The 18,046-nt window shown below is 66.6% G+C and carries 21 protein-coding genes; 9 read left to right on the top strand and 12 right to left on the bottom strand.

What is annotated here, in order from left to right; all coding sequences use genetic code 11:
• Positions 1-14 precede the first annotated feature (14 nt).
• Positions 15-2,183, bottom strand: a complete 2,169-nt coding sequence (locus ACZK08_RS13020) for a M3 family metallopeptidase (RefSeq protein WP_065181958.1) — start codon at positions 2,181-2,183, stop codon at positions 15-17.
• A 118-nt stretch (positions 2,184-2,301) separates the two neighbouring features.
• Between ACZK08_RS13020 and ACZK08_RS13015 the strand changes: the two genes are divergently transcribed.
• Entirely contained in the window at positions 2,302-2,793 is a 492-nt protein-coding gene (locus ACZK08_RS13015) for a glutathione peroxidase (RefSeq protein WP_065181959.1), read from the top strand.
• A gap of 49 nt (positions 2,794-2,842) precedes the next feature.
• Here the strand turns inward: ACZK08_RS13015 and ACZK08_RS13010 are convergent, their stop codons facing one another.
• The 4 genes from ACZK08_RS13010 to ACZK08_RS12995 all read right to left on the bottom strand — a co-directional run bounded on the left by ACZK08_RS13010 (position 2,843) and on the right by ACZK08_RS12995 (position 7,055).
• Positions 2,843-3,622 carry a ferredoxin--NADP reductase gene (locus tag ACZK08_RS13010; RefSeq protein ID WP_053516913.1) on the bottom strand — a complete coding sequence of 260 codons (780 nt, stop codon included), beginning with the start codon at positions 3,620-3,622 and terminating at the stop codon, positions 2,843-2,845.
• Between the two features lie 79 nt (positions 3,623-3,701).
• Complete coding sequence (locus ACZK08_RS13005; protein ID WP_065181960.1) at positions 3,702-5,552, bottom strand: ABC transporter ATP-binding protein; 1,851 nt, start codon at positions 5,550-5,552, stop codon at positions 3,702-3,704.
• A gap of 120 nt (positions 5,553-5,672) precedes the next feature.
• Positions 5,673-6,122 (bottom strand): carboxymuconolactone decarboxylase family protein, encoded by a 450-nt coding sequence (locus tag ACZK08_RS13000; RefSeq protein ID WP_065181961.1) that lies wholly within the window; start codon positions 6,120-6,122, stop codon positions 5,673-5,675.
• Positions 6,123-6,158: 36 nt separating this feature from the next.
• On the bottom strand, positions 6,159-7,055 hold the full coding sequence (locus ACZK08_RS12995; RefSeq protein ID WP_053516916.1) for an RNA polymerase sigma-70 factor: 897 nt from the start codon (positions 7,053-7,055) through the stop codon (positions 6,159-6,161).
• A gap of 158 nt (positions 7,056-7,213) precedes the next feature.
• Here ACZK08_RS12995 and ACZK08_RS12990 point away from each other — a divergent pair, with 158 nt between their 5' ends.
• From ACZK08_RS12990 to ACZK08_RS12980, 3 genes are all read left to right on the top strand, one after another.
• Positions 7,214-8,731, top strand: a complete 1,518-nt coding sequence (locus tag ACZK08_RS12990) for a fumarate hydratase (protein WP_478452227.1) — start codon at positions 7,214-7,216, stop codon at positions 8,729-8,731.
• A gap of 108 nt (positions 8,732-8,839) precedes the next feature.
• Positions 8,840-9,181 (top strand): hypothetical protein, encoded by a 342-nt coding sequence (locus ACZK08_RS12985; RefSeq protein ID WP_065181994.1) that lies wholly within the window; start codon positions 8,840-8,842, stop codon positions 9,179-9,181.
• 57 nt (positions 9,182-9,238) lie between these two features.
• Positions 9,239-9,874 carry a glutathione S-transferase family protein gene (locus ACZK08_RS12980; protein WP_065181963.1) on the top strand — a complete coding sequence of 212 codons (636 nt, stop codon included), beginning with the start codon at positions 9,239-9,241 and terminating at the stop codon, positions 9,872-9,874.
• A gap of 66 nt (positions 9,875-9,940) precedes the next feature.
• On the opposite strand, the gene arsC is transcribed toward ACZK08_RS12980, so the two are convergent.
• From arsC to ACZK08_RS12965, 3 genes are all read right to left on the bottom strand, one after another.
• Positions 9,941-10,282 (bottom strand): arsenate reductase (glutaredoxin), encoded by a 342-nt coding sequence (gene arsC, locus ACZK08_RS12975; RefSeq protein ID WP_065181964.1) that lies wholly within the window; start codon positions 10,280-10,282, stop codon positions 9,941-9,943.
• Positions 10,282-11,436 carry a phospholipase A gene (locus ACZK08_RS12970; protein WP_053516921.1) on the bottom strand — a complete coding sequence of 385 codons (1,155 nt, stop codon included), beginning with the start codon at positions 11,434-11,436 and terminating at the stop codon, positions 10,282-10,284. Before ACZK08_RS12970 ends, arsC begins: the two co-directional genes overlap by 1 nt.
• 129 nt (positions 11,437-11,565) lie before the next feature.
• The gene (locus tag ACZK08_RS12965) at positions 11,566-12,051 is read right to left on the bottom strand and encodes a DUF456 domain-containing protein (RefSeq protein WP_065181965.1); all 486 of its coding nucleotides are present in this window, start codon (positions 12,049-12,051) and stop codon (positions 11,566-11,568) included.
• 236 nt (positions 12,052-12,287) lie between these two features.
• Between ACZK08_RS12965 and ACZK08_RS12960 the strand changes: the two genes are divergently transcribed.
• A complete protein-coding gene (locus ACZK08_RS12960; RefSeq protein ID WP_053516923.1) occupies positions 12,288-12,497 on the top strand; it encodes a cold-shock protein in 210 nt (69 codons plus the stop codon).
• A gap of 72 nt (positions 12,498-12,569) precedes the next feature.
• On the opposite strand, the gene ACZK08_RS12955 is transcribed toward ACZK08_RS12960, so the two are convergent.
• Positions 12,570-13,064: a glycine zipper 2TM domain-containing protein gene (locus ACZK08_RS12955; protein ID WP_053516924.1), complete on the bottom strand. Its 495-nt coding sequence runs from the start codon at positions 13,062-13,064 to the stop codon at positions 12,570-12,572.
• A 136-nt stretch (positions 13,065-13,200) separates the two neighbouring features.
• Entirely contained in the window at positions 13,201-13,635 is a 435-nt protein-coding gene (locus ACZK08_RS12950; RefSeq protein WP_065181966.1) for a hypothetical protein, read from the bottom strand.
• 79 nt (positions 13,636-13,714) lie between these two features.
• Between ACZK08_RS12950 and ACZK08_RS12945 the strand changes: the two genes are divergently transcribed.
• Positions 13,715-14,530: a tRNA threonylcarbamoyladenosine dehydratase gene (locus tag ACZK08_RS12945; RefSeq protein ID WP_065181967.1), complete on the top strand. Its 816-nt coding sequence runs from the start codon at positions 13,715-13,717 to the stop codon at positions 14,528-14,530.
• A 35-nt stretch (positions 14,531-14,565) separates the two neighbouring features.
• Here the strand turns inward: ACZK08_RS12945 and ACZK08_RS12940 are convergent, their stop codons facing one another.
• Together ACZK08_RS12940 and ACZK08_RS12935 are read right to left on the bottom strand one after the other, a co-directional pair.
• Entirely contained in the window at positions 14,566-15,339 is a 774-nt protein-coding gene (locus tag ACZK08_RS12940) for a TatD family hydrolase (protein WP_065175469.1), read from the bottom strand.
• Entirely contained in the window at positions 15,336-15,551 is a 216-nt protein-coding gene (locus ACZK08_RS12935; RefSeq protein WP_065181968.1) for a DUF6116 family protein, read from the bottom strand. The genes ACZK08_RS12940 and ACZK08_RS12935 overlap by 4 nt, the downstream gene beginning before the upstream one ends.
• A gap of 162 nt (positions 15,552-15,713) precedes the next feature.
• Between ACZK08_RS12935 and ACZK08_RS12930 the strand changes: the two genes are divergently transcribed.
• From ACZK08_RS12930 to ACZK08_RS12920, 3 genes are all read left to right on the top strand, one after another.
• Positions 15,714-16,556 carry a glycine zipper 2TM domain-containing protein gene (locus tag ACZK08_RS12930; RefSeq protein WP_053515348.1) on the top strand — a complete coding sequence of 281 codons (843 nt, stop codon included), beginning with the start codon at positions 15,714-15,716 and terminating at the stop codon, positions 16,554-16,556.
• A gap of 109 nt (positions 16,557-16,665) precedes the next feature.
• Entirely contained in the window at positions 16,666-17,208 is a 543-nt protein-coding gene (locus ACZK08_RS12925; protein WP_053515349.1) for a GNAT family N-acetyltransferase, read from the top strand.
• Between the two features lie 127 nt (positions 17,209-17,335).
• Positions 17,336-17,995 (top strand): glutathione S-transferase family protein, encoded by a 660-nt coding sequence (locus tag ACZK08_RS12920; protein ID WP_053515351.1) that lies wholly within the window; start codon positions 17,336-17,338, stop codon positions 17,993-17,995.
• Positions 17,996-18,046 lie beyond the last annotated feature (51 nt).

The raw sequence follows: 18,046 nt of genomic DNA, 5'->3' as shown, positions 1-18,046 counted from the left end.
CAGCGTACCGGCGATCAGTTGCCGGTGCCGGTCAGGCCACGCTTCTCCAGCAGCGGTTCGATCTGCGGCTCGTGGCCGGCGAAATCGCGGAACAGCTGCATCGCGTCGACGCTGCCGCCACGCGACAGCAGGGTAGCGCGGAAGTGGTCGCCGTTCTTGCGGCTCAGGCCACCGTTCTCGCGGAACCACTTCTGGGTGTTGGCGTCCAGCACTTCCGACCAGATGTAGGCGTAGTAGCCGGCCGAGTAGCCGCCCATGATGTGGCTGAAGTACGGGGTCTTGTAACGCGGCGGAACCGGTGCGTAGTAGATGCCGTCCTTCTCCAGCGCGGCGCGCTCGAAGGCCATCACGTCCTTGGCGGCCGGCACCTGGTCCGGGCCGATCTGGTGCCAGCGCTGGTCCAGCATGGCCGCACCCAGGTACTCGGTGGTGGCGAAGCCCTGGTTGAACTTGGCCGCGGCGATCACCTTGTCCAGCAGTGCCTGCGGCATCGCCGTGCCGTTCTGGTAGTGCTTGGCGTAGTTCTTCAGGATGGCGCTGTCATCGGCCCACATCTCGTTGACCTGCGAGGGGAACTCGACGAAGTCACGCGGCACCGAGGTGCCCGAGAAGTACGGGTACTTCACGTTCGAGAACATGCCGTGCAGGGCGTGGCCGAATTCGTGGAAGGTGGTCGTCACCTCATCCCAGGTCAGCAGGGTCGGCTGGCCGGCCGGCGGCTTGGGGATGTTGAGGTGGTTGGCCACCACCGGCTTGAAGCCGGTCAGCTTCGACTGCGAGACATACGAGTTCATCCATGCCCCGCCGCGCTTGGAGGCACGGGCGTACGGGTCGAACAGGAAAATCGCCAGCTGGCTGCCGTCGGCGTCGAACACGTCGTAGACGGTGACATCATCGTGATAGACCGGCAGGTCGGTGCGCTGCTTGAAGGTGAGGCCGAATTCCTGGTCGGCGGCGAAGAACACGCCGTTCTCCAGCACGTTCTTCAGTTCGAAGTACGGCTTCAGCTGCGACTCGTCGAAGTTGTACTTGGCCTGGCGCACCTTCTCGCTGTAGAAGGCCCAGTCCCACGGCTCCAGCGCGAACGTCGGCTTGCCCGCGGCCTTCTGCTCCTGGTCGATCATTGCCTGCAGGTCGGCCGCTTCGCGCTTGGCGTTGGCCACTGCGGCCGGGGCCAGCTTGCCCAGCATCGCGTTGACCGCCTCTGGGGTCTTGGCGGTCTGGTTGGTCAGGTTGTACGCGGCGAAGTTGGCAAAGCCCATCAGCTTGGCCTTGTCGGCACGCAGCTGCATGATGCGCGAGACAATGGCGGTGTTGTCGAACTCGCCGCCGCGGCTGCCACGGCTGACCGACGCTTCGTAGATCTTCTGGCGCAGGGCGCGGTTGGCCAGGTTGGTCAGGGGCGGCTGGCCGGTGGTGTTGAGCAGGGTGATCACATACTTGCCATCCAGGCCACGGGCCTTGGCGGCTTCGGCGGCGGCGGCGATCTGCTCCCTGGACAGACCATCCAGTTCCTTCACGTCATCAACGGTGATCGCCGAAGCGTTCACTTCCGACTGCACGTTCTGGCTGAAGCGGGTACCGAGGTTGGCCAGCTCGGCGTTCATTTCCTTCAGCTTCGCCTTGTCCGCGTCAGACAGCTTGGCGCCGGCGCGCACGTAGTTGTCATAGTACTTCTCGACCAGGCGCACGCCTTCGGCGTCCAGACCCAGCTGCGTGCGGGTGTCATACAGCGCCTGGATGCGCGCGAACAGCTTGCTGTTCAGGGCGATCGCATCGCTGTGCGCGGCGAACCTGGCCGAGTAGTCGGCCTGCAGCTTCTTGCGGGTGTCGTTGGTGTCCGCGCCGACCAGGGCGAAGAACACGGTGGTCGCGCGGTCAAGGATGTCACCGCTCTTTTCCAGGGCGATGATGGTGTTGTCGAAGGTCGGCTTGGCCCTGTTGTTGGCGATGGCCTCGATTTCCTTCAGCTGCTGCGCCATGCCGGCGTCGAAGGCCGGAGCGAAGTCGCTGTCCTTGATCTTGTCGAACTGCGGATAGTGCAGTGCCAGCGGGCTTTCGGCGAAGAACGGGTTGGCCTGCTGTGCGGTGGTGCTGGCAGCCGGGGTGGCGGCGCCGGCGGAATAGGCGGGCAGGGCAAGGCCGAGGGTCATGGCCACGGCAAGGGCAAGGCGGGTGGTCAAGGCGGTACTCCGGTAAGGCAGACAAGTGCCCGAGGTTAACCCGGGGTAATGGGATCGGGCTTGTGTCGAAAGGCATGGGCGGGGATACCATCGGAAGCCCCCATTGCGGAGATCTGCCATGACCACTGCGTTCGATTTCGGTTTCACCGACCTGGACGGCCAGCCGCAGGCCCTGGAGCAGTACCGCGGCAAGGCGCTGCTGCTGGTCAACGTGGCCAGCAAGTGCGGTTTCACCCCGCAGTACGAGGGACTGGAGGCGCTGTGGCGCGAGTACGGCCCGAAGGGCCTGGTGGTGATCGGCTTCCCCTGCGACCAGTTCGGCCACCAGGAACCGGGCAATGCCGAGGAGATCCGCAGCTTCTGTGCGCTGACCTATGCAGTGGACTTCCCGCTGTCGGAGAAGATCCAGGTCAACGGCGACGGTGCACACCCGCTGTGGAAGTGGCTGAAGTCCGAGAAGACCGGCCTGCTGGGGCTGAGCGCGATCAAATGGAACTTCAGCAAGTTCCTGGTCGGACGCGACGGGCAGGTGCTGAAACGCTACGCTCCGACCGACAAGCCGGAAAGCCTTCGCGGGGACATCGAGAAAGCGTTGCAGTCCCGGCAGTAAGGGCTGCCGCTTCCCGCAGCAGCGCCGGACGCAGGCCCGGCGCTACGGGTTACTTCTCGACGAAGGCGCGCTCGAACACGTAGTGACCCGGCTGGCCGATGCGCGGGGAGACCTGGAAGCCACGGGCGTCGAGCACCGTGCGCAGGTCGGCCAGCATCTGCGGGCTGCCGCAGATCATCGCGCGGTCATTCTCCGGGCTCAGTTCCGGCAGGCCCAGGGTGCGCTGCATTTCCCCGCTTTCCATCAGCGAGGTCAGGCGCCCCTGGTTGGCGAACGGTTCGCGGGTGACGGCCGGGTAGTACAACAGCTTGTCGCCGATCATCTCGCCGAGGAACTCGTGCTCACGCAGGTCCTTCTCGAAATAGTCGCGGTACGCCAGGTCCTTCTCGTAGCGCACGCCGTGGCACAGGATCACCTTCTCGAAACGCTCGTAGGTCTCCGGGTCCTTGATGATCGACAGCCAGGGCGCCAGGCCGGTGCCCGTGCCCAGCAGGTACAGGTTCCTGCCGGGATGCAGATCGCTGATCAGCAGGGTGCCGGTGGGCTTCTTGCCTACCAGAACCTTGTCGCCGGGCTTGATGTGCTGCAGGCGCGAGGTCAGGGGGCCGTCCTGCACCTTGATGCTGAAGAACTCCAGCTGCTCTTCCCAGTTCGCGCTGGCGATGGAGTAGGCGCGCAGCAGCGGCCGGGCGTCGGTTTCCAGGCCGATCATCACGAACTGGCCGTTCTCGAAGCGGAAACCGCTGTCGCGGGTGAGGGTGAAGCTGAAGTAGGCATCGGTCCAGTGGCGGACCTCAAGCACCGTTTCGGCGCCGAAAGCGGAAGACATGGGCGTATCTGTTGGAAGTCGTCGGGGTAATTCTATCTCAAATGAGACAGGTTCTCATTAGGCGGAACGAGAGGCGTTCTCAGCGGTAGCCGGCGGCCTGCAGCTCGAACAGCTCGGCGTAGCGGCCGCCCTGGGCCATCAGCTGCTCGTGGGTGCCGCTGGCCTCGATCCGGCCATCGGCCAGCACCAGGATGCGGTCGGCCATGCGCACCGACGAGAAGCGATGGGAGATGAGTACGGCAGTGCGATTGTCCGCCAGTTCCCTGAACCGCTGGAATACCTCGAACTCGCTGCGCGCATCCAGCGCTGCGGTCGGCTCGTCCAGGATCATCACCTGCGCATTGCGCATCCACGCGCGGGCGATGGCGATCTTCTGCCACTGCCCGCCGGAGAGGTCCACGCCCTCCTTGAAGCGACGCCCGATCAGCTGGTCGTAGCCGCGTGGCAGCGACTCGATCACTTCCTGGGCCATGCCCCGGCGCGCGGCATCGGCAACCCGTTCCCGGTCCGCCATCGCCTCGACCTGGCCAACGCCGATGTTCTCGCCGGCGCTCAGGTTGTAGCGCACGAAGTCCTGGAAGATCACCCCGAGATTGGCGCGCAGGTCATCCAGGTCATAGTCGCGCAGGTCCCGGCCGTCGAGCAGGATGCGCCCCTCGTCGGGCTCGTACAGCCGTGCCAGCAGTTTGACCAGCGTGGTCTTGCCGGCACCGTTCTCGCCGACCAGTGCCAGCACTTCGCCGGCATGCAGCTGGAAATCGAGGTGGCGGACGGCCCATTGCTCGGCATCGGGATAGCGGAAGCCGACGTTCTCGAACACGAAGCCCTGGCGGATGGGCTGCGGCACGGCTGCGGCGCCCTCGCGCGAATGGATCTCCGGCTGGATCTGGAAAAACGAGAACAGATCGTCCAGGTACAGGGCCTGGCTGGCCACCTGCGAGAAGCCGATCAGCAGGCCCTCCAGCAGCTGGCGCAGGCGCAGGAAGCTGCCGGCGAGGAAGGTCAGGTCGCCGATCGAGAAATCGCCGCGCACCGTGCGCCAGGCGATGTAGGCGTAGGCGGTGTAATAACCCAGCGTGCCCAGCGCGGCCAGCAGGGTGCCCCACAAGGCACGGCGCCGGGCCAACGCCCGGTTGGCCTTGAACAGCGCCACCGACAGGCTCCTGTAACGCTCCACCAGGAAGCGGTGCAGGTTGTAGATCTTCACTTCCTTGGCCGTCTCCACGCTGGCGCCGAGCTGGCGCAGGTAGTCGAGCTGGCGGCGCTCGGGCGTCCATTGGAAATTCAGGCTGTAGCCGGCGGCGTTGAAGTGCGATTCGCCGATGAAGGCAGGCACCAGGGCCAGCGCCAGCAGCAGGATCAGCCACGGCGCGTAGACCAGCAGGCCCACCGCCAGGCTGACCACCGTGATGGCGTCCTGCACCTGGCCGAACAGCTGGCTCATCAGGTTCATCCGGCCCATCGTCTGGCGTCGTGCGCGGTCCAGCTTGTCCTGCAGGTCCGGATCCTCGAAGTCCTCCAGATCCAGCGTTGCGGCGTGCTCCATCAGCCGGATGCTGGTGGCGTTGGCGAACAGCTCCGACAGCAGGGCATCGGCGTAGGCCACCATCCGGCCCAGCAGGTCGGAGACGATGGCCAGGCCCAGTTCCAGGGCCAGCAACCCGAGCAGCGGGTTGAGCAGGCCGCTGGCCAGGGCCTCGCCCAGCGGCGGAAAGCCGGCGTCGTGCCGGCTCAGCTGCAGCGCGCTGTCGATGATCAGCTTGCCCACATACAGCATGGCGACCGGCAGCAGGGCACGGATCAGGCGCAGCCCCAGGCTGACCAGGGTCAGTGCGGGGCTGGTCTTCCACACCAGCCGCAGGAACGGTGGCACGTTGCGCATCGCATTGAAGCGCTGGCGCAGGCTGGGTTTCTTTTCGGCTGAAGGCATGTCGCCATTGTGCGCGCCGGAGCCGTGGCGAAGGCATGAATGCGACGCCCGCAGGGAGCGTGCGCGTCAGCGCGCCACCGGTGCGGAGCCGCGCCGGGCGAGGCCCCGCATTCTTGTGGATCAGGGCAGCGGCGGCAGCAGGCCGGCGCCGAGGCGGTTCCAGGCGTTGATCACCGCGATGCCCATGCTCAGGTCGCTGATGCCCTTCTCATCGAAGTGCGGTGCCAGCGCATCGAACGCTGCCTGCGATGGCGCGGCGTCGGTGAGCCGGGTCAGGGCCTCGGCCCAGCCCAGCGCAGCGCGCTCACGCGCATCGAAGAAGCGGCTTTCGTGCCAGGCGGGCAGGGTGTCCAGCTTGCGCGGCTCGATGCCACTCTTGCGCAGCGCCGTCCCGTGCATGTCCATGCAGTAGCCGCAGCCGTTGAGCTGCGACACGCGCAGGAACACCAGTTCCATCAGGGTCGGATCGATCGAACTGTCATGCACTGCCTGGCTGGTATCGAGCAGGCCCTTGAAAGCCTTGGCGGCCAAGCGGGTATAGGGAACGCGGGGTGAGGCGGGGTTGGACATCGTGGGCTCCACGGCGGCCCCGATGGCCGCCTTCCCTTACCAGGACGCCGCCGCGTCTGCGTGCGTGACAACCGCGGGCAGTTTTTCCGGATTGAGCACGCTGTACAGGCGCGCGATGCGGCCATCGATCACCTCGATGGTGGTGACCGAATGCAGGCGATCGCCGTCGAAGCCCAGGATCGCCGGCTCGCCGTTGACGTAGCCCAGCCGGGCCGGGTGCGTGCCGCCGCGGCGGGCAATGGCCCAGAACAGGCGGCCGATGCGTTCGGCACCCCGCAGCGGGCGCACCGCTGCGGTGACCACGCCGCCTCCATCGGAGACCATCAGCGCGTTGGCATGCAGCAGGGCCTGGATCGCCTCGCTGTCGCCACGCTGCGACGCATCCATGAAGCGTGCCAGCAACTGCCGGTGCTGGCCGGCGTCGGCATTGAAGCGCGGCCGGCCGGCCTGCAGCCGCTGCCGGGCCCGGTGCACCAGTTGCCGGCAGTTGGCCTCGCTATGGCCGATCAGGTCGGCGATCTCGCGATAGTCGTGGTCGAACGCTTCCTTCAGCAGGAACGCGGCGCGCTCCTCCGGGCCGAGCTGTTCAAGCAGGGTCAGGAAGGCCACCGATACATCATCGGCCAGGGCATGCAACTGGGCCGGGCCGGGCGCCGGGTCGGGCTCCAGGGTGACCGCCATCGGTTCAGCCAGCCACGGGCCCACGTAATGCGCGCGCTCGCGCTTGGCCGCACGCAGACGGTCCAGTCCCAGGCGCGTGGTGGTGGTGACCAGCCATGCCTCGGCATCGCGGACGCTGGCCGGGTCGGCGCCGGACCAGCGCAGCCAGGCGTCCTGGACGACGTCCTCGGCGTCGGCGCGGCTGCCCAGCAGGCGGTAGGCGAGGGCCATCAGGCGCGGACGGTGGGTCTGGAAGGCGGTTTCGGCGTTCATGCGGGCAAGGACGCCGCAGCGGGCAGGGGCGTGACAAGGGCTTGGGGTCAGAACCCTTTCCCCGGGAAAGGGTTCTGACCCCATAGACTCTACCCGCAGCCGGGGAGGGGGTAAAATGGGCGGATTACCCCCGCCAGCCTCGAGCAAGCGAGCAAGCCGTGACATCGATCAAGCAGGAAGACCTCATCCAGTCCATCGCCGACGCGCTGCAGTACATCTCGTACTACCACCCGGTCGACTACATCAAGAATCTCGCCGCTGCCTACGAGCGCGAGGAGTCGCCGGCCGCGAAGGAGGCGATGGCCCAGATCCTGATCAATTCGCGGATGTGCGCCGAAGGCCATCGTCCGATCTGCCAGGACACCGGCATCGTCACCGTGTTCCTGGAAATCGGCATGGATGTGCGCTGGGACGACGCCACCATGGGCGTGGAAGACATGGCCAATGAAGGCGTGCGCCGCGCCTATCTGCATCCGGACAACAAGCTGCGTGCTTCCGTGCTGGCGGATCCGGCCGGCAAGCGCATCAACACGAAGGACAACACCCCGGGCGTGGTCAACGTCAAGGTCGTGCCGGGCAACAAGGTGGATGTGATCGTGGCCGCAAAGGGTGGCGGTTCGGAAGCCAAGACCAAGTTCGCCATGCTCAATCCGTCCGACTCCATCGTCGACTGGGTGCTCAAGACCGTGCCGACCATGGGGGCCGGCTGGTGCCCGCCGGGCATGCTGGGCATCGGCATCGGCGGCACCGCGGAGAAGGCCATGCTGCTGGCCAAGGAAGCGCTGATGGAGCCGATCGACATCACCGAGCTGCAGGCCCGTGGAGCGTCCAACCGGATCGAAGAGCTGCGCCTGGAGCTGTACGAGAAGGTCAATGCGCTGGGCATCGGCGCGCAGGGCCTGGGTGGCCTGACCACGGTGCTGGACATCAAGATCAACGATTACCCGACCCACGCGGCCAACCTGCCGGTGGCGATGATCCCGAACTGCGCCGCGACCCGCCACGCGCACTTCACCCTGGATGGCAGCGGTCCGGTGATGCTGGATCCGCCGTCGCTGGAGGACTGGCCGAAGCTGACCTACGACGCCTCCAAGGGCACCCGGGTGGACCTGGATACGATCACCCCGGAGGAGGTGGCCAGCTGGAAGCCGGGCCAGACGCTTCTGCTCAACGGCAAGCTGCTGACCGGCCGCGACGCCGCGCACAAGCGCATGGTTGACATGCTCAACAAGGGCGAGCAACTGCCGGTCGATCTGAAGGGACGCTTCATCTACTACGTCGGCCCGGTCGATCCGGTGCGCGATGAAGTGGTCGGTCCGGCCGGGCCGACCACGGCAACGCGCATGGACAAGTTCACCCGCCAGGTGCTGGAACAGACCGGTCTGCTGGGCATGGTCGGCAAGGCCGAGCGCGGCCCGGCTGCGATCGAGGCGATCCGTGACAACAAGTCGGCGTACCTGATGGCGGTCGGTGGCTCGGCCTACCTGGTGTCCAAGGCGATCAAGGCGGCCAAGGTGGTCGGGTTCGCCGATCTCGGCATGGAAGCGATCTACGAGTTCACCGTGCAGGACATGCCGGTGACGGTGGCGGTCGACTCCACCGGTGAATCGGTGCACAAGACCGGCCCGCGCGAATGGCAGGCCCGCATCGGCAAGATTCCGGTGGTGGTGGAGTAAGCGCGGCACACGCTTGGTGGCAAACGGCGCCTGTTGGCGCCGTTTGTCGTTTAACGAGCCGGCACGGAACATCTGCTAGTTTCCATGCGACTCGAACCGGGAACGTTCATGCCGCTGTTACGGAACTTCGCGCTTGCCGGGCTGTTCGCACTGGTCGGCTGCAGCAGCACCTCCTCCTCGTATGAAGGAGCGGATTTCAGCGCATCGGCGCAATGCCGCATGCAGTGCCAGGCCAGCCATCGCAGCTGCATGGCGCAGGCGGACAGCCTGGGCAGTCGGCAGAGCAGCTGCGAACAGCAGATGGCTCCGGCTGCCGACAAGCGCTGCAAGGACATCGCCAATGCCGATCTGCGCCGCTCGTGCGAACTGAAGGCGCATGACTGCACGCTGCGGCAGCCGATGATGAGCTGCGGCGAACGTCGCGACACCTGCATGAGCAGCTGCGGTTGAGCAGTGGCCGCCGGGCGGGCGCATAATCGCTGGCTCCACCCGCAACGGATCCCGCGCATGAGCACCACCCTGTATGGTTCGTCGAGTACCGCTTCGCTGGTCGTGCACTGGCTGCTGATCGAACTGGGCATCGAGCACGAACTGGTGCTGCTGGATTTCGACAGGCGCGAGCACAAGGCGGCGGACTACCTGGCGTTGAATCCGGCCGGGAGGGTGCCGACCCTGAGGATCGATGGCCTGCTGTTGACCGAGGCAGCGGCCATCGCGCTGTACCTGGCCGACCGCCATCCCGAAGCGGGGTTGCTGCCGGCCGTGGGCACGCCCGCGCGGGGCGAGGCCTATCGCTGGATGTTCTGGTGCGCCAACACCCTGCAGCCTGCCTATCGTGCATGGTTCTATCCGCACGAAGCGGCGGGCGAGGCCTGCGTGGAGGCAACGCGTGCGATGGCCCGGCAGCAGCTGGAGGCGGCCTGGCAGCATGTGGCGGCGCACCTGCAGGCGCACGGGCCTTACCTGCTGGGCGACGCGCCCAGCGTGGTCGATTTCATGCTGGTGATGCTGATGCGCTGGTCGCGCAACATGCCCCGGCCCACTGACACCTGGCCGGTGCTGAAGGCGCACGCAACCGCGCTGAAGGCGCGCCCCGCCTTCGCGGAAGTCTATCGACGCGAAGGCATCAGCGACTGGCGGTGATCGCCGGCGTTGAGCCGAGCGCGTGCCGCCGGGCATGGCCCGGCGCTGCCGGGTGGTGCGTCCGGGCTACAGGATCTCCAGCACCGTTTCCGGCGGGCGGCACAGGCGCGTGCCCTTGGCCGTGCGCACCACGGGCCGGTTGATCAGGCGCGGGTGCGTCGCCATCGCCGCCAGCAGGGTCGCCTCATCGGCCCCGGCCAGCGCCAGACCGGCAAACTCCGGTTCCTTGCTGCGCACCAGGTCGGCGGCGGCCAGCCCGGATTCGGCAAGCAGCTGGCGCAGGGTCGCCACGTCGGGCGGTGCCTGCAGGTACTCGATCACCTCCGGCTCGATGCCGGCGTCGCGGATGAGCTTCAGTGCGCCGCGCGAATTGCTGCACGCCGAGTTGTGCCAGATCGTCACGCCCATCAGAACCATTCCAGCAGCGACACGCCCACGCCCACGTAGGTGGCCTTGTGGTTGTAGTCGATCAGGCTTTCGCCGTATCCGTCGAAGACCTGGATGTGGCCGCGCAGCAGGTTGCTGATCGGGAAACCGTAGTCGAGCTGCAGGGCGCCATGCGAACGGTCGCCGGTACGCAGCGAATGGCGCGCCATCAGGGACACTTCGTGGCCATTGCGGTTCCAGATCAGGGTCGCGTCGCCGCGGCCCATGTAATCCTCGATGTCCGGGTTGTTGTCATCGCTGCGCGTTTCGGGAATGCGGTACCAGGGCCGCAGCACCAGCGCCCAGTTCTCGCGGTCCAGCCCGACGTTGAGCATCACCCGGTTCCAGCTGCGCGAAAGGGGATCGGCGCGGCCGTTGGACTGATGGTTGAGGCTGATGCCGGTCATGCGTCCGCGCCAGCCACCAATGGAGTAGCCGTTGCGGAACACCATCATCACTTCCGGCTCGTAATTGGTCTCGCGGAACGGGCGCGAATTCTCGGCGTTGTAGGCCTGCCAGCGCGAGCTCTGGGTATAGCCGGCCCAGATGTCGCCGTTGTCGCCGAACAGGTTCTCGGCGATCTTGGTCTTGAAGCTGATCTGGAACTTCAGCTCGGCACTGTCCAGCGCCTGCGGCTCGGTCACGCTGTTGGCCGGATTCGGCGACTGCGGCATCTGGTTCTTGTCGCTGGTCCAGAACGCCGGCAGCAGGTACACCGGCTTGTAGGCCCGCAGCTGGAACGGTCCCAGCTTCGAGTCTTCCGCCAGTTCCCAGCGGCTGTCCAGCAGGGAACCGCGGCCTGCATTGGCCAGGGCGCTGTCGTCGGGGGCGGGGCGCAGCACATCGCCGACCCGCGCCCGCAGGTTCTCTTCGCCCTGGCTCAGGCGGGCGGCGCGACGCTGTTCGCGCAGCGCCTGCGCGGCCTGCTGCGCGGCGGCATCGGCCTCGGCGGTGGCCGGTGCGGTACGGCCGAACAGGCGGTCGTAGCACGACAGTCGGGCGGCGTCGGTTTCAATGGCCGCGCAACCGGCCGGCGTGGTGGTCGTGGCAGGCGCGATTTCCTGCGCGGCCAGCGGCGCGCTGGCCAGGGCAAGCGCCAACGGCGCCAGACGGGGGAGCAACGGCGGGAGGGTCATTGCAGCAGGCCCTTCGGGATGACTACGGGAAGACGCACAGTGTGGCGGCTGCCCGCAGCAACGGCCAGCCCTACGGAGTCTTATGCCCGGCGCAGGTGTGCGCGCGGCGTGAAGACCGTGCGGTATGTGTTACAGGAACCAGGCAAATGCGAACAGCCCCAGCATCGCGATGACCATCGCCAGTTTCAGCGCCAGGCCCAGCAGGATGCCCAGCCAGGTGGCGAGGCCAACCTTGGTCGAGCGGCCCAGTTCGCGCGTGTGCCAGTACTCGCCCAGCAGAGCACCGACCAGCGGGCCGGCGAACAGGCCGATGGGCATGAAGAACAGTCCGGCGATGCTGCCGATGAAGGTGCCCCACAGCGCTTTGCGACTGGCCCCTACGCGCTGGGCCCCGACCACCGTGGCCAGTACATCGGCCAGCAGCGAAAGCAGGGTCAGCACGCCCAGTACCAGCAGGGTTGGCCAGCCGACATGGGTGAAGCCGTCGGCCCACGCTGCCAGCAGCAGGCCGACGAACACCAGAGGGACGCCTGGAAGTGCCGGCAGGACGATGCCGGCAATACCAACGAGGACAAAAATGACCGCTAGCAGATACAAGATGAATGAGAGGCCCATGCTGTCCCGTATGGTTGTCTTTTTGGGGTTGACAGTGAAAGATTTTGCCAGTTGCTTTTTCGTTTTGGCCGGGTTAAGTTGCAGTCGCTGAGCTTGGCAAGGTCACCGTGGATCGTGGCCTGATGAAGCAAGATCTTCCCGATCCGCTGCATCGATGCACCTCGCTTCCCCCTTGCTTGTCAGCCGCCCACAAGGCGTTTCCAACAACAAGAGAGAGTCATCAGGGAGTTAGTGAGATGTCCGAACGCGAGAACGGTACTGTCAAGTGGTTCAACGATGCAAAGGGCTTTGGCTTCATCAGCCGTGAAAACGGCGAAGACGTGTTCGTGCACTTCCGCGCCATCCAGACCCAGGGCTTCAAGAGCCTGAAGGAAGGCCAGAAGGTCACCTTCACCGTCGTGCAGGGCCAGAAGGGCCTGCAGGCCGACGCCGTGCAGCCGATCTGACCGGTCTGCAGCCGTCACATGAAAAAGGCCCGCGCAAGCGGGCCTTTTTCTTTGTCCGGGGCCGGCAGCGGATCAGCGCAGGATCACCCGGCCGTTGACCACGCGAACGTAGGTGTTTTCGCGGATGCCGCCCAGATCACGCTGGTTGACGACGATGGTGCGTCCGTCATCCATGCGCACGCTGATGTCATACGTATCGCTGGTCACGTTCTTCTGGATCTGGTTGCCGGCCAGCGCGCCACCCACGGCACCCGCCGCTGCGGCGATGTTCTTGTTGCCGCGGCTGCCGCCGGTGTGGTCGGAGATCTCATGGCCGGCAACCGCACCCACGATGCCGCCGAGGATCGCGCCGGTCGCGCTGGGCGCAGTGCGGCCGGACTGCACGGTGTTGATGCGGGTGACGATGCCGCAGTCGGCGCAACGGCCCTGGTTGTAGCCGGAGTTGTTGCCGTAGCCGCCGTTGTTGTACCCATTGTTGTAGCCGCCGCCGCCGTAACCCGGCGAGGTGGCGCAGCCGGCCAGGGCGAGGGTGGCGATGGCACTGGCGGCGATGAGCTGGATCTTCATGGGGCGTCTCCTGGCCGTGAAGGCGGATGTGTTGGGTGGTACTGCGTCATGCAGCAGGGTGCGCGAATCGTCTCCTTTCCAACGTGAACAAGACGCCAATCAACGCCGCCATGACCGGCTGCGGGATGAACGCTGTTCAACGGAAATCCTGATGGCAGGCGCGGCAGTCCGCCTGCAGCGTCTGCACCACCTGGGCCAGCGCGGTGCAGTCTGCCGGTGGCGTCGCCAGGGCGGCATTGAGGCCGGCCCGGTACTGGCTGGCATGCTGCTGGAACTGCGCGCTGTCCTTCAGGCCGGGGAAGGCCAGGTCCAGGTCGTTGGAGAGCAGGCGCAGCGTCTGCAGGCGCGGCACGCTGTCGGCCAGGCTGCAGCGGTTCTGCTGTTGAGCCTGCTGCAGCAACTGGGATTGCCGCTGCATCACCTGCATCAGGCTGTCCGGGAAGGGGTCACGGCGGGCCTGCAGGGCGCGGCCGACCATCACCGTGGCGATCAGGCCGATCAGCAGACCCAGCGCGAGCACGAACAGGTAGCGATAGGCGGTAGACGGCGGGCGAGGGGGGCTGGCGTTCATGGCGGGCTCTCCGGGTGTGCAACGGTAGGTTCGACCCGGCGTGCTGTGGACGCCGGCCGCTGCACGTTAAAATAGACCGATGAACGAACAGGTCAAACAACGCTTCGCCGGCATCGAACGGCTGTATGGCGTGGGTGCGCTCGAGCGCCTGCAGGGCAGCCGCGTAGCGGTGGTCGGCATGGGCGGGGTCGGCTCGTGGGTGGTCGAGGCGCTCGCGCGCTCGGCGGTCGGCCATCTCACCCTGATCGATGCGGACGACATCTGCGTGTCCAACACCAACCGGCAGCTGCCGGCGCTGGAGGGCAATTACGGGCGCAACAAGGCCGACGCCATGGCCGAGCGCTGCCGGGCGATCAACCCGGAACTCGATGTCGACGCGGTGCAGGCGTTCCTGACCACCGCCAACATGGCGGAACTGCTTGATCGTCGCTTCGATCTGGTGATCGATGCCTGCGACAGCTTCCGGGTCAAGGTGGAGACCATCGCCTGGTGCCGCCGCCGCAAGCTGCCACTGCTGACGGTCGGCGCCGCGGGTGGCCGCACCGATCCGACCCTGGTACGCATCCGCGATGTCTCGCGCACCGAGCACGACGCGATGCTGGCGCTGATCCGCAAGAAGCTGCGCAGCGAGTTCAACTTCCCCAAGAACGCCAAGCGTTACTTCGGCGTGCCGGCGGTGTACTCGCTGGAGAACGTGAAGTATCCGCAGGCCGATGGCAGTGTCTGTGGCCTCCGTCCCAACCTGGGGGCGGACGCTGCGCTCAAGCTTGATTGCGGCGCAGGGCTGGGGGCAGCCACCCATATCACCGGTGCCTTCGCCTTTGCCGCCGTCGGCAAGGCGCTGGAAATGCTGCTGGAGCCGAAGAGGGTCAAGTCCGAATCCGTTGAGGCTTGACCGGTAGCGCCGGGCCATGCCCGGCGAAACGGCGATCAGGCGGCCGGCAGCGCGAACAGCCGCCGCGCGTTGTCGGTCGTGGTCCTCGCTACCGTCTCCAGGTCGGTCTGCCGCAACGCCGCGACGTGGCGCGCGATGATCGAGAGGCGTGCCGGCTCATTGCGCTGCCCACGGATGGCCGCGTCGGGCTGATCGGGCGCGTCCGTTTCCAGCAGCAGCTGCTCCAGCGGCATCTCCCGGACCAGCCGTTGCAGGCGCTGTGCCCGTTCGTAGGTCAGGGGGCCGCCCAGACCCAGCAGGAAGCCCTGCCGATGCAGCTGTGCCGCCTGCTCCGGGCTGCCGGAGAAACTGTGCACCACGCCGCGCAGGCCACCGATGCGGCGGATCGCTGCGATCACCGCATCTACGGCCCGACGCGCATGCACGATCACCGGCAGGTCGAAGTCGCGCGCCAAGCGCAGCTGGCCGGTGAAATAGGTCTGCTGCGCCTCCGCATCCAGGCCTTCCACGAAATAATCCAGGCCGCATTCGCCGATCGCCCGCGGACGCTCACGCTCGATCCATTCCCGCAGCAGCGGAAGGTGCCCGGCACGATGCTCGGCAAGAAACATCGGATGCAGCCCGTACGCGGGGTACAGGCCGGGTGCCTGCTGGCAGACCTCGCGCAGCTTCGGCCAGCTGGCGGCGGTGACGGCCGGCACGACCTGGAACTGCACCCCGGCCGCGCGCGCGCGCTCGATCACGGCGGCACGGTCGGGGTCGAACTCGCCTGCATCGAGATGGCAATGGCTGTCGACCAGCACGCTCAGCGCTGCTCCAGCGGTGGCGGCGTGCGGGTGCCGCGGCTCTTCCAGTTGGCCAGCAGCAGTGTGGCCAGGCCCAGCACCAGCTCATCGACGAAGGGAAGCGGATCGGGAATGAACAGGGTCAGCGCGAACAGCCCTGCCGTGAGCTTGAACAGCGTGGGGTAGCGCAGCCGGCGCGCCCATTGCAGTACCGGCAGCAGCATCGGGTTGGCCATGGCGGGATCCTCCTGGTGAATATGCAAACGCTACCACGGGCCCAGCATTTCCCGATGCTGAATGGGTTACGGCGACGAGCAGGAAATGTGGAGATTCCGTTCAGGGAGGCCGTGCTGCAATCTGTGCCGAGAACGTTGCGGACGGTCCGCAAGGAGCAGGTCATGAAAAGCACAACTACAACTGTCCTGGTCGCAGCGGGCGCGCTGCTGGTGGGTGGTATCGCCACGGCCGCCTTCATGAAGAGCGGCAACCCGTCGCCGGATTCCATCAGCGCCGGCGCCCCCAACGGCGAATCGCGCCTGGCCGATGGCAGCGGCACCGACGATGGTGCGCGTGGCAACCAGCTCGATGCCACCGCGCCGCGCGGCCTGGAGTATGCCGATGTGCTGAAGGTCGACCCGATCACCGAAAAGCAGAAGGCGTACGCCACCGTCATCGGCACCGACGCGGTGCGCGAGACCTCCACCACCCAGACGCCGCACGAGGTCTGCCAGGATGTGGTCGTGCAGGAACGCCTGCCCGAGCGTGATGGCAACGTCGGTGGCACCGTCGCCGGCGCGGTGATCGGTGGCCTGCTGGGTAATCAGGTTGGCGGCGGCAATGGCAGGAAGGCGGCGACCGCAGCCGGTGCCGTGGCCGGCGGCCTGATCGGCAACCAGGTGGACAAGCGCCACGTCGGTGGCCGTGTGGTCAACCGCACCGAGCGCCAGTGCCACACCGAGACCGCCACCTCCGAGTCGAGCCGTGTCACCGGCTACAACGTCACCTATCGCAACGAGGACGGCACCACCGGCACCATGCGCATGGCCAGCAAGCCCGGCAACCGCATCGCCATGGGCACCAACGACGTGGTCAAGGGTTACAACGTGACCTACCGCTATGATGGTGCCGAGAAGACCGTGCGCATGGACAACAAGCCAGCCAGCGATCGCCTGCCGGTGGTCGATGGCCAGCTGGTCACGCAGACAGCGGCAGCCGGCGCCACGGCACCGACCCGCCAGTAATCCCGCCGCTGCAGCGGACAGGCGACAGGCCGGCTTCTGCCGGCCTGTCTGTTTTTGTGGCCGGGTGACATTTGCGATGATGGCGCTCCGTCATCGCCCTGGAGTCGGCATGAGCATCTTCGACCTGCGCCTGGAAACCGAGCGCCTGATCCTGCGCCCACCGCATCGCGAGGATTTCGAGCCCTATCTGGCGTTCTGCGCGGATGAAGAGGTGATGCGCACGCTGGGCGGAGTACAGCCACCGTCAGTGGCATGGCGTGGATTCTGCAGCCTGGCTGGCGCGTGGCAGTTGTTCGGCTTTTCGATGTTCAGCGTGATCGAGAAATCCAGTGGTGAGTGGGTCGGTCGCATGGGGCCCTGGCAGCCACAGGACTGGCCGGGCACCGAGGTCGGCTGGAGCATCCGGCGTGCCAGCTGGGGCAAGGGCTACGCGCCGGAGGCGGCGACCGCTGCGATCGACTGGGCATTCAACGCACTCGGGTGGGAGGAGGTGATCCATACCATTGCCGAGGACAACGAGAATTCCCGTGTCGTGGCCCGCAAGCTGGGCAGTACGCTGCTGCGCATGGGCGAGCTGCCGCCGCCGTACCAGGGCAAACCGATGCAGATCTGGGGGCAGTCGCGCCAGCAGTGGCAGCAGCGCGTGCGCTGAGGGGCCCGACGGGCTGCATCCAGCGGCGGGCTGCGCGGTGGGCATGCTGCACCCGCGCTTGGCATCGGCGGGCGCGCTTGCCAGACTGCGCGCAACCGGTCGTCGGCCGGGTCTCCTGGAGCAGGCAATGGTGGAAGAACGCGTTCCGTTGACGGTGCATGGCATGTCCGTTTCAGGCAATTGCCACAAGGTGCGCATGCTGCTGGAACACCTCGGCAGCCGCTATCGCTGGGTGGAGGTGGACAGCGCCCATGGCCAGACCCACACGCCGGAGTTCCTGGCATTGAATCCCAATGCGAAGGTGCCGTTGATCGTGCGCGAGGACGGCCGCGTGTTGACCGAATCGAACGCGATCCTGTTCTGGCTGGCCGAGGGCACGCCCTACCTGCCCGGCGATGGCTGGGAGCGGGCGCAGGCGTTGAGCTGGATGTTCTTCGAGCAGTACACGCATGAACCCTGCGTGGCGGTGGCCCGTTTCATCCGTGGCTGGACGCCGGCCGACTCCCCGCGGCGCGCCGAACTGCCGCGCCTGCAGGAGCGCGCCAGCACCGCACTGGCGGTAATGGAACAGCACCTGCGGCAGTCGCCCTGGTTCACCGGCCGCAGTTATGGCATCGCCGATATCGCGCTGTTTGCCTACACCGACGTTGCCAGCGATGGTGGCATCCGCCTTGATCCGTTCCCGCAGGTGCAGGCCTGGCTACAGCGGGTCCGGGCGCAGCCGCGGTTCGTGCCGATGCCGGCCGTGGGCGCGGAGGTGCTGGCGCGATTCAACGCGGTGGCCTGATTCCAAGGGGAGCGTCGGGCAGGCCGACTGCGGGGGAAGCCGGGCGGGCCC

This window comes from Stenotrophomonas sp. 112478_Sma, from assembly GCF_056479905.1.
Note: the sequence above shows the minus strand (reverse complement) of the source record. Positions and strands in the feature narration are given on the sequence as shown.